Genomic DNA, 10,254 nt, shown 5'->3' on the forward strand with positions numbered 1-10,254 from the left:
ATTACTACATGTTCTTTATGAGACGGTTCATTTTTAAATATTACGTATCTTCTAGATTTTTCTTATTATATAGTTGTGTCCTTCTATTTCTTTTCCCTCATTTCAACAGCAAAGTTCATGATCTCTTCCTCTGTTAATTTTTCTTCAGTGGTTAAGATCGGACGGATTACTCTATACGTTTCTTAATTATTTCAATTGTACTAGAAATTGTGAATTAAAAAAGAGAGCCGTAGCCCTCACTTTCAATTAATAGCAATTAAGGATGCTTCGAGGGTATTTAATAGTCTACATTTTAAGGAATGTAGGCTAAGTAATATAAGTTAATCTGTTATTAATTTTGAATAAATACTTAGATCAATAAACTTTTCATTAGATTTTTCACACTTTCTCATTGTCCCTTCGAATGTAAAGTTTAACTTTTGTAAGACTTTTATTGAATTGATGTTTTCAGATTCAACTTTTGCTTCTATTCTATTGAATTCTAAAGTACTAAACGCATAATCCATTAAAGAGAGAATGGCTTCTGGCGCATACCCCTTACCCCAAAAAGCTTTACTAATATCGTAACCAATTTCTGCTTTGGCGTTTTTGAAATCAAATGAATTATAACCACAAGAACCGATAATTTCATTTGATTCTAATTCAATTATCGAATAACGAATAGCTCTGTTTTCCCGAGATAGCTTATCAAGCATTTCAATCATATCTACCGCTTGGCTTTCATCAGTAAAACTATTGATATTCATAAATTTTGTAACTTCTGGATCAGACCAAATTGTAAACATGCTAGCTGAGTCTGATGCTTTCATTTTTCTTAAAACTAATCTTTCGGTTTGTAGTTCTGTAATCAATATTTTTACCTCCATTATGTTTTTATTTTGGGGTCAAGATATTGATATCTGCGCATAGTTCAGTCCCTTCGTGTTTCAAGATAATATTATGATAAAAGTTATAAAGGATGAAACAATAACTTTTATAAATTTGGTTATGTCACAGTTTATGATAACTGCATAATAAAGAAAAATGAAACGACCGTATTGTGATTTTTTAAACATCTTTAATTTTATTCTTATTTTCCGTTCGTTGAGAGCAATTATTTTTTAGTTGCTGTATTTCCCATTGCAATAGAAATTCTATTCCAACTGTTGATTTGATTGATTACCAAAACAAGGTCAACATATTGTTTCTCGTCATAGTGTTCACGTACTCGCTTATATAGGTCTTCAGGAACTCTTTTAGTAGGAATTAGAGTAATATGCTCAGATAGTTCAAGAGCAACTTTCTCTTCAGGTGTATAAAAATCACATTCATTCCAAGCATTCAAACAATAAATTCGTTGTTCGGTTTCACCCATCTTACGAGCATCGGATGTATGCATATCTATGCAGAAAGCACAACCGTTAATTTGAGAGACTCTAATCTTTATAAGTTCTCTAGTAATTCGATTAATTGTAGACTTCTTAGTGTACTTCTCCATATCCATCATAATTTTCATGCCATCAGGTGCAACATCATAGTAGGAAATTCTTTGACTCATAAGGCAAGACCTCCTTTAATTTTAAGATACTTATAATTATACCGTCACACGAACATTTGTGCTAATATTTTGTTTGTAAGGCATTCGAAATCAAAGAGAATTTCAGTTGTAGACAGTGTAATTAGTTGTTTCATGGTACGTAAATATCGCAAATGAGTATACGGACGCGATAAACGAGGTAATTTCATTTCTATTCCTAATTTTTTAGCAGTAGGATGAATGAACGAGCTCCAAGCTTCTACCACATAAGGCAATTTCCATGGTTTAACTTTAAGATGCGGGATAGGGCGTAATTCAAGTGGCATCCATTCTATTTCTACATCTTTTTCCTTTGCACCCCATCTAAAGGGGCAGTAGCTAAAAAACAAAATGGACAAATAAAATCAGAATAAACTCTAATTTTCACTGTCATATACATTCCTCACATTTCTTTTTATCCCATATTTATAACTATACGAGCTTCAAACATGGGGATAATATGACTAATACAATATATCTACTACAAAAAATTCATTTCATTTACGAATGAAGTAACCCCTCGTTCCATTGTCATACTTCCTATAATCTCTTTGCAAAACTATAATCCATTTCTCCGCCTAATGCTTCAGCTGTATCACCAGTTTCTCTAAAATCATGTGTATAAATTTGTTCAAATAAACCGAAATCTACTTGCTTATAAAATTCGAAACAAGGGAATCCATCATGTTCTCCTTGAATATCGATACTGCCATTCTTTTTCACACATACAGTTAATAAATAGTCCACAGGAGGTGCATACACATTTAACGGATTACTAGCACTTGCACTCATTTTGAATTGCACACCCTCAGAATTCCATACAATATGAGTACACACAATATTTTCAGTACTCGCTTTTCCTGTTCTTTTATTCACAGAACCATCTGGATTTGTAATCTTCTCTGTCGTGACACCCGTGTTCGCATATGAAAACACTTCTTCTTTATAAAAATCTACTACTACCTCTTGCTCAACTCTAGAGCGCATAGTATTTACCGCATGTGGTGTAAACTCACGTGAATCACCTTCGAATTGGATTACTTTCCCTGTTTGTGCATCCTTCCGCGGTTCTGTCCAAGACATTGGAATAAATACGTTGGCTCTAATTTTAACGATATTAGTCATAAGAAACACCTCTATAATATTATTTTAAATACTGCATACTATTGAATAAAACAGACCACAATTTCGCTCCCATAATCAATAGCTTTCGCTTTTACGTTTGCTACTTCCTTCTGAAAAATAGCGCTATATTTATATCTAGATTGTCGTTTTAAAGCTATATTCCATTTCTCCAGCTAGTGCTGCTGAGGTATCATCCGTTTCTCTGAAATCATGTGTATATATTAATTCAAATGAACCAAAGTCTATTTGTTTATAAAATTCATAGCAAGGGAAACCATCATGTACACCTTCAACATGCACAGTACCACTTTCATTAACTCGTATAGTCAAAAAATAATCAGCTGCAGGTGCTGCCGCGTTTAAAGGATTACTTGCACTTGCTCTCATTTCAAATGAAACTTCATCTTCACTCCATACAATATTTGTACATGCAATGTTTTCTGTACTTGTTTCTCCTTTTTGATACTCAATTGAGCCATCTGGATTTGTAATTTTCACAGTGACGATACAAGCATCTGCATATGTGAAAATTTCTCTTTTATAAAAATCAATATTCACTTCTTGTTCTAATCTTGAACGCTTTGTGTTCACAGCATATGGTGTAAATTCACGTGCATCTCCAGCATATTCAAACGCTCTTCCTGTTGCAGGATCCTGAATAGGTTTCAGCAAAGTATACGGTGCAAATACACTCCCTCTAATTTTAACGATATTAACCATGTGAAACCTCCATAATTCATTGATTTTATTTAGATAAATCATTATTTGTTCTATTACTATCATATAGTCAATTTGATTGACTATATCCTGTATAGTACAATAGATTCTACTTATAGTCAATTTAATTGACTATAAGTAAGGAGGTTATATACATGACTCATCAAACACTTAACGAACTAGATCTTACATCACTTTTATCACTATCTTTCAGCACATTAATTACTGAACTACATTACAAATTAAGTGAATTGGGATTTGAAGATATTAGGCCAGCGCATGGTTTTATGTTCAAACGTATCCTTCCTAATGGAGCAACCGGTATAGAACTAGCTGAATATTTAGGGGTCTCAAAACAAGCCATAAGTAAAATGGTAGATTCTCTTGAGAACAGTGGTTATGTCACGCGCCAAACGCATCCTACTGATAAAAGAGGTAAAATTATTGTTTTAACCGAGCGTGGTTTAGCAGTAATGAAAGCAAAAGAAGAAATAGTAGCTGAAATAGAACAACGATGGATTGCAAACATAGGTGCAGAACGAATGCAAATGCTTAAAGAGGATTTAACAACATTCGTTACTAAAGAAAATACAGGAAAATTATCATCGAGCATACGACCTGTTTGGTAAACAAAAACTCCATATAAAAAACGAATCCACTTTGATTATTCTTTTTCAAAATGGATTCGTTTTTTACAGCTTTATTAAAATCATTGATTCCTTTAAATTTTGTTTTAAATATATGGGATATCCATATATTATACATTATATAATTTCGTAACTCTCTGCACGATCAGCTCTGCCGTATTCTCCTCTGGCGGCATCAACAAGTTTGTAACTGGCCCATACACAACAGGATTTAATTCCACTTCATATCCACCATATGCATACTCCTCTTTTGTCGGTAAGTAACCAATATATCCATTCGTATAGCCACCAAAGAAAGCTAGTTCATTTTGAAGACTCTCTTTCATTTCTAAAGCAGTTTCTGAAAAAGGTTCCATCGGTATTCCAGAGAATATACCATCATTAATTTGAAACAATTGAATTTCTAAATCGATACTTAACTGCCGCATGTTTTCCCTATATTTCTCTAATACGATAGTAAGCCATTCATCAGTATTCACGCTCCACTGCTTCTCAGCTAATTGAGCCATGCTTCGTACCTCATCAATTTCAGGAATATCCTTCAACTTCATTTGCATCGTACTCGAAATTGTTCTCAAATTTACAATTGGGCTATATGTAACTGTTGGTAACATCGTTAATACATGTCCACTAAGCATGTAAGCCATTTGTTTTAATGCTTCCCTTGAACCGCGATACTTCGCATTCACATTTCCAGCAGCACCTTGAACGATAATAACTGGGCAGTTTACTATTTTCTCAAGAATCTCTCTCGTCATCCCAGGATAATCCGCTGATAATGCATCACTATCTCCTTTTAAAACATTCGGATGAGCAGTACAAAACACTAAAACCCCAGATAACTCCTTCGTTTCAACATCTCTTATTGCTAACATACCAATTCGTTTATCTACAACACCCTCTATATTTGTTCCCATCTTCGCTTTTCCATCAGATGTTCTCTCTCTTCGGTTTACTCCAATTTCACCTGTTGTAACACCCCAGCCAACTTCACATGACCGTATATTATTATTCGCAGTAATAGCACCCTGTACTACATTATTTAGTAAAATCGTTTTATACGACTTTATTAAAGGGTGATCGCCGACTGTTTCCGGACCAGAGTGAGTATGCGTATAAACAACTGTTATTTGCTGCAACGGTACATTAAGCTCACTAGCTACTCGTTCACGAATTATCATCGTATCTTCTACTAACATTCCGATATTATCAATACTTATAAACACAGTTTTCATTTCATCTTTTTCAAATACAAAAATTGTCCCATAAATGCGCTCTTCAATATTATTAATCCCTGTTTCTCTATGGTATCCGATAAAATCAATACCTAAGGGTGGTGTAATCTCCACCTTACATACCCCTACTTTGCTCATTTAGATCGCTCCATTTCTATATGTAACTCCCTTTCTTTAAGAATAGCATATTTAACTTTGTTCCAAATAAAAAAGAACGGACACAGCATTCTATGTCCGTTCTTTCCATCACACATACTTCCGATGCACCATCTTCCCATCATAAGAAAACACAACGCCCTTACTCTCCACAATCGACTCCATATGCACCGTTCTTCCCCATAACTGATGAAGATAAGGTAATACTTTTTCTAAGTATTTTAAGTCTAGCTCAATTCCTTCGTAACTATGTTTAATGTACAATTCCCCATTCTTTAAGTAGTCTCCATCTTCCACTACTAAGTACGGGAAACCTCCATTTGTACGCATATTTACGAGTTGATCTCGTACTTGTTCCCACTCTTTGTCAATTACTTTATATTCCTTACCTTGGCGCTGGAATAAGTACATATCTTCTCTCATTACGAGTTCTTTATTTAAGTAGTTTCTTAGGAACGATACGTCCCATTCAATTTCCCGTACTTCAAACATTTTCTCACGACCAGAACCAGGCTTCACACCGCGCCTTTTCATTTCTTCTGTCGGATTGTTATAGCGTTCTTCAATATCTTCAAACATTTTAATACCGAGGTAGTATGGATTAATACTTGTTTTTGATGGCTGTACGACACCTGCATTTAATTTCGCAAATTCAATTGCTTCACCAGATGTTAAGTCCATTTCACGAAGTATGCGTTGATGCCAGTAGGAAGCCCAGCCTTCATTCATGATCTTTGTTTCAAGCTGCGGCCAGAAATATAACATTTCCTCACGCATCATCGTTAATATATCGCGCTGCCAATCTTCTAACTCACGGCTATATTCTTCGATAAATAGAAGTAAATCTTTCTCTGGTTGCGGAGGGATTTTCTTCTTTTTATGCATATTAGGTCTTTCCCTCTTTTTGTTTCGATCATCTAAATTCCATAAATCATCGTACTGTGATATCTTTTTCTTTTCAACATCCTCTTCTAAATCTTCAATACTCCATGCAAGTTTCGGGCGCATAAGTGATGGATCTATATGTTCTTGAATGGCAAGTACGGCATCTAAAAATGTTTCTACCTCTGCCTTTCCGTACTTATGCTCATATGCTTTCACACGATCCGCTGTTGCAGCCATACTTTCTACCATGTCTCGCTTCGTATTCGAAAAACGAATATTATTTTTAAAGAAATCACAGTGCGCTAAAACGTGCGCTACGATTAGTTTATTTTGAATTAAAGAATTCGTATCTAATAAAAAGGCGTAACATGGATCAGAGTTAATAACGAGTTCATAAATTTTACTAAGTCCCAAATCGTATTGTAATTTCATTCTGAAAAATTGCTTTCCAAAACTCCAATGTGAAAACCTCGTCGGCATCCCATATGCACCAAATGTATAAATAATTTCCGCTGGACATACTTCATAACGCATCGGATAAAAATCAAGCCCAAATCCAGTCGCAATTTCCGTAATTTCCGCTATCGCATATTGCAGCGCTTTATCGTCACTTGCTCTCATTATTTTCCCTCCTTACACTTTCCCTTAAGAAAGTGTATGATGAGGAACAAGCTTTCATGAGGATTGATTGCATAATAAAAAGACACCCCCGAAAAAACGAGAATGCCTCTTTCTAATTAACCCTCAATAATCTCCATCTTCTCCGTAATCGGCGTACGAGCTTTTCCTTCTGGTGCTTTATCAAAATAGCCGATATGAAGAATTCCAACGATGCGTTGGCCTCTTGTTAAACCGATTCCTTCTATAAATAGTGGATTGTAGTTTAATCCACCTGATTTCCAAACACATCCTAAGCCGCGTTCCCAAGCAAGCAATTGGAAGTTTTGCATAAATGCACATGTTGCAGCGTAATCTTCGTCACGTGGAATTTGACGCGGATCTTCATTCATATATACAACGATTTGTGCAGGTGTGCTTAAGAAACGGTCAGATAAAATTTTGCCGCGTTTCACTCTTTCTTCTTCTGTGAAAGAGTTTAATACTGCGTCTACTAATTTCTGACGGCCTTCTCCAATGTATAATTTACAATTCCATGGTTCACGGTTTTTATGATTCGGTGCCCATGTTGCGTCGTTTAATAGTTCAATTAATAGCTCTTTGTCTACTGCTTTATCTGTAAATGTACGAACAGAACGTCTTTCTTTAATCACATTTGCGATGGAAGTATATGTAGTCATATTTTTCTCTCCCTTATTTTTATCTATATGTATAAGTTTGTCCCGCATTAACGGGCAGTAAGAATCCCACCTCAAAGACCGGTTGGAGCAAAGAAGTTAGGTGGGAGATCCACTGCCCGTAAACGCCCGATTGGTGAGGGCTAATAATCAGTGGGGGATGAACAAAACCCCCACTGATTAAAGTTTCACTTTATTATTGATATTGATTTTCAATTTCGATTATAACCTAGTTTTTCACTATTAATCAATGTTTTATGTTGGAAAACTTATAAAAACTCCTTTTTATACTGTGAATAAAAAAACTTAACTTGTTCACAAGTTTTTCACATTTTATGGAAATGATATGTGTAAGTTTTCCACATTACCCATCTAGGAGGAGTTTACATGTATAAGAAAATCGCAGTAAGTATGACTATGGCAGCATTATTATGCGGGGTGTCTGTTTTCCCTGCTTCCGCTGCCTCGCCAAAAGAAGTAACAATGCATCATCATAAGCTAATCTCAGAGGAAGAAATGCAGTCTCTCGAAAAACTCGGCTATAACAAACATGAAATTTGGAAAGCTGCCCACATTGCAAGAATCAGTAAAAAGGAAATTAAAGACGTTTTAGCTTACTATAAGCAAAATAAATCTTGGGAGAAAACAGCACAGCATTTCGGTGTAGATCCAAGTAAATTGAAAAAGCATCATATGAATAAAGAAACGAAAAAAGCACTACTGCAAGAATTAGCAAATATGCAAAAGTCCACACCAGATGGACTAAAACAAAAAATGAAAGAGTATAATATCAGCTTACGTCAGCTCACGGTATTAACAATCATCGCTCAAAAAAGTAATACTTCTCTCGATGATGTACTGAAAATGAAAAAAGATGGGATGGATATTAAACAAATTGCGGAAAAATTAAATGTTAAAAAAGAAGATATACGGGCAGAAATGATTAAATTAGTGAAGTCTATTAAAGAAAAGAAAACAAATTAGCCTGCCAAAAAGGAAGAGATATTCAATACTCTTCCTTTTCTTTATCCCGCTATTTGTGGGTAGTAAAACTCCCACCTCAAAATTCGGCTGGTGCAAAGAAGTTAGGTGGGCGATCAACTGCCCGTAAACGTCCGATTGGTGAGGGCTAATAATCAGTGGGAGATGAACAAAACCCCCACTGATTAAAGTTTCACTTTATGAACTTTCAATTTTCAAGTATAAATTCCCGTCTTTCCCAAAAACTAACACGAGTAAATGATGTAGGCAAGGGGTGAGAAAATGTTTCTTTCGTCTAAAAAGAATACAAAAACAATCTGTTCCATTCCAGAATTTATCCAAACTATGAAAGGGTCTAGTGATTTCGTTTCTTATAACATCGTAGAAGATGGGACGTTATGTTTGTTTTATTATAAATCTACAGCCGAATCACTCCTCATTAATCGATTCATTTTAACACCTATAAAAAGAGAATTAGATCACATTAAAAATATAAGCGATATAGCAAATATCGTCACACTCGAGGAGATTATCACCGCCCCTTCTATTGATGATATTCGTGAAAAATTATTAAGTGGGTATGTACTTATTCAGCTAAAAAATGATTCTCACTCAGCAGAATATGCACTTATTCGTGCCGAGAGTTCAGTGTTAGGTACACGGTTATATAACGATACAGAAAATGAATATAGTGTCATCGGTCCAAAAGTTGGATTTGTTGAAAATATTGATACAAATATACACTTACTTCGCCGGAATATTGTAACGGAGCAATTAGTTTTCAAACAAGTTGTAGTTGGCTCTATATCAAAAACAAAAGTCGTAGTTGCTTACATCGAAGGCATTACGAATGAACAGCACGTTAATACTGCAATGCAGCGCCTACAAGACATTGACTTTGATGTTCCTTTCGATGCGACTATGATTGAACAGTTTATTAGTGATAACAGCAACTCTCCCTTCCCTGTTTTACTCCCTACAGAGCGTTTAGATCGCTCCGTTTATGCATTATTGAATGGAGGAGTTGTCATTTTAACAGACGGTTCACCATATGCATTAGCTGGACCAGCGACATTACTCGATTTCTTCGTCTCTCCAGAAGATTATTATTTACCATGGATAGCGGGCTCATTTCTTCGGATGGTTCGTTTTTTTGGAGCTGCATTCTCTTTATTTTCGTCAGCCATTTATACAGCTGTATTAACATATCACTATCAAATGATTCCAGCTGATTTACTTGGCCCTATTATTTATTCTAGAGCTAATGTACCTTTCCCACCTGTTTTAGAGGCACTTTTTTTAGAAATTACAATTGAATTACTTCGCGAAGCTGGGGCACGATTACCGACAAAAGTTGGACAAACAATCGGTATCGTTGGTGGGATTGTAATTGGGCAAGCATCTGTTCAAGCTGCTTTAACAAGTACAATTTTATTAATTGCGGTCGCTTTATCAGCACTCGCTTCTTTTACAACACCAACTGTAAAAATGTCTTCTACTATCCGGATACTACGATTTCCGCTTATTCTTTTAGCTGGTGCATTTGGGGGCTTAGGTCTCATTGTAGGATTCGTATTCATATTAGCTCATTTAATTCGTTTAAAATCACTTGGATCGCCTTATTTATTACCTTTATATCCATTTCGCGGTTTAGGGAC

At 35.3% G+C, this 10,254-nt stretch carries 10 protein-coding genes and 1 pseudogene; 3 read left to right on the plus strand and 8 right to left on the minus strand.

Features of this window, described 5'->3' with window-relative positions:
* Positions 1-320: 320 nt before the first annotated feature.
* From AC1DTM_RS12700 to AC1DTM_RS12720, 5 genes and pseudogenes are all read right to left on the minus strand, one after another.
* Positions 321-851 (minus strand): GNAT family N-acetyltransferase, encoded by a 531-nt coding sequence (locus AC1DTM_RS12700; protein ID WP_002159200.1) that lies wholly within the window; start codon positions 849-851, stop codon positions 321-323.
* Positions 852-1,093: 242 nt separating this feature from the next.
* Positions 1,094-1,537 carry a carboxymuconolactone decarboxylase family protein gene (locus AC1DTM_RS12705; protein ID WP_002010721.1) on the minus strand — a complete coding sequence of 148 codons (444 nt, stop codon included), beginning with the start codon at positions 1,535-1,537 and terminating at the stop codon, positions 1,094-1,096.
* Between the two features lie 143 nt (positions 1,538-1,680).
* Positions 1,681-1,949 (minus strand): annotated as a pseudogene (locus AC1DTM_RS12710) (DsbA family oxidoreductase); the annotation flags it as partial.
* 146 nt (positions 1,950-2,095) lie between these two features.
* Positions 2,096-2,680: a DUF3238 domain-containing protein gene (locus AC1DTM_RS12715; RefSeq protein WP_016103783.1), complete on the minus strand. Its 585-nt coding sequence runs from the start codon at positions 2,678-2,680 to the stop codon at positions 2,096-2,098.
* 135 nt (positions 2,681-2,815) lie between these two features.
* Entirely contained in the window at positions 2,816-3,400 is a 585-nt protein-coding gene (locus AC1DTM_RS12720; protein WP_002159204.1) for a DUF3238 domain-containing protein, read from the minus strand.
* Between the two features lie 152 nt (positions 3,401-3,552).
* Between AC1DTM_RS12720 and AC1DTM_RS12725 the strand changes: the two genes are divergently transcribed.
* Positions 3,553-4,026 carry a MarR family winged helix-turn-helix transcriptional regulator gene (locus tag AC1DTM_RS12725; RefSeq protein ID WP_016103782.1) on the plus strand — a complete coding sequence of 158 codons (474 nt, stop codon included), beginning with the start codon at positions 3,553-3,555 and terminating at the stop codon, positions 4,024-4,026.
* 128 nt (positions 4,027-4,154) lie between these two features.
* Here the strand turns inward: AC1DTM_RS12725 and AC1DTM_RS12730 are convergent, their stop codons facing one another.
* The 3 genes from AC1DTM_RS12730 to AC1DTM_RS12740 form a co-directional block, all read right to left on the minus strand.
* The gene (locus tag AC1DTM_RS12730; protein WP_016103781.1) at positions 4,155-5,417 is read right to left on the minus strand and encodes a neutral/alkaline non-lysosomal ceramidase N-terminal domain-containing protein; all 1,263 of its coding nucleotides are present in this window, start codon (positions 5,415-5,417) and stop codon (positions 4,155-4,157) included.
* A 108-nt stretch (positions 5,418-5,525) separates the two neighbouring features.
* A complete protein-coding gene (gene spoVR / locus AC1DTM_RS12735; RefSeq protein WP_016103780.1) occupies positions 5,526-6,941 on the minus strand; it encodes a stage V sporulation protein SpoVR in 1,416 nt (471 codons plus the stop codon).
* Positions 6,942-7,057: 116 nt separating this feature from the next.
* On the minus strand, positions 7,058-7,618 hold the full coding sequence (locus tag AC1DTM_RS12740; protein ID WP_002159207.1) for a nitroreductase family protein: 561 nt from the start codon (positions 7,616-7,618) through the stop codon (positions 7,058-7,060).
* 384 nt (positions 7,619-8,002) lie between these two features.
* Here AC1DTM_RS12740 and AC1DTM_RS12745 point away from each other — a divergent pair, with 384 nt between their 5' ends.
* Entirely contained in the window at positions 8,003-8,599 is a 597-nt protein-coding gene (locus AC1DTM_RS12745) for a hypothetical protein (protein WP_016103779.1), read from the plus strand.
* 279 nt (positions 8,600-8,878) lie between these two features.
* The coding region (locus AC1DTM_RS12750) for a spore germination protein (protein WP_477000304.1) at positions 8,879-10,254 on the plus strand (1,376 nt) is incomplete at its 3' end.

The sequence above is a fragment of the Bacillus sp. P4_D3 genome (assembly GCF_056401855.1).

Bases quoted from the DNA above. Each gene is read 5' to 3' on its own strand.
- AC1DTM_RS12705 (WP_002010721.1), bottom strand. From the start codon at position 1,537: ATGAGTCAAAGAATTTCCTACTATGATGTTGCACCTGATGGCATGAAA.
- AC1DTM_RS12715 (WP_016103783.1), bottom strand. From the start codon at position 2,680: ATGACTAATATCGTTAAAATTAGAGCCAACGTATTTATTCCAATGTCT.
- AC1DTM_RS12720 (WP_002159204.1), bottom strand. From the start codon at position 3,400: ATGGTTAATATCGTTAAAATTAGAGGGAGTGTATTTGCACCGTATACT.
- AC1DTM_RS12725 (WP_016103782.1), top strand. From the start codon at position 3,553: ATGACTCATCAAACACTTAACGAACTAGATCTTACATCACTTTTATCA.
- AC1DTM_RS12730 (WP_016103781.1), bottom strand. From the start codon at position 5,417: ATGAGCAAAGTAGGGGTATGTAAGGTGGAGATTACACCACCCTTAGGT.
- spoVR (WP_016103780.1), bottom strand. From the start codon at position 6,941: ATGAGAGCAAGTGACGATAAAGCGCTGCAATATGCGATAGCGGAAATT.
- AC1DTM_RS12740 (WP_002159207.1), bottom strand. From the start codon at position 7,618: ATGACTACATATACTTCCATCGCAAATGTGATTAAAGAAAGACGTTCT.
- AC1DTM_RS12745 (WP_016103779.1), top strand. From the start codon at position 8,003: ATGTATAAGAAAATCGCAGTAAGTATGACTATGGCAGCATTATTATGC.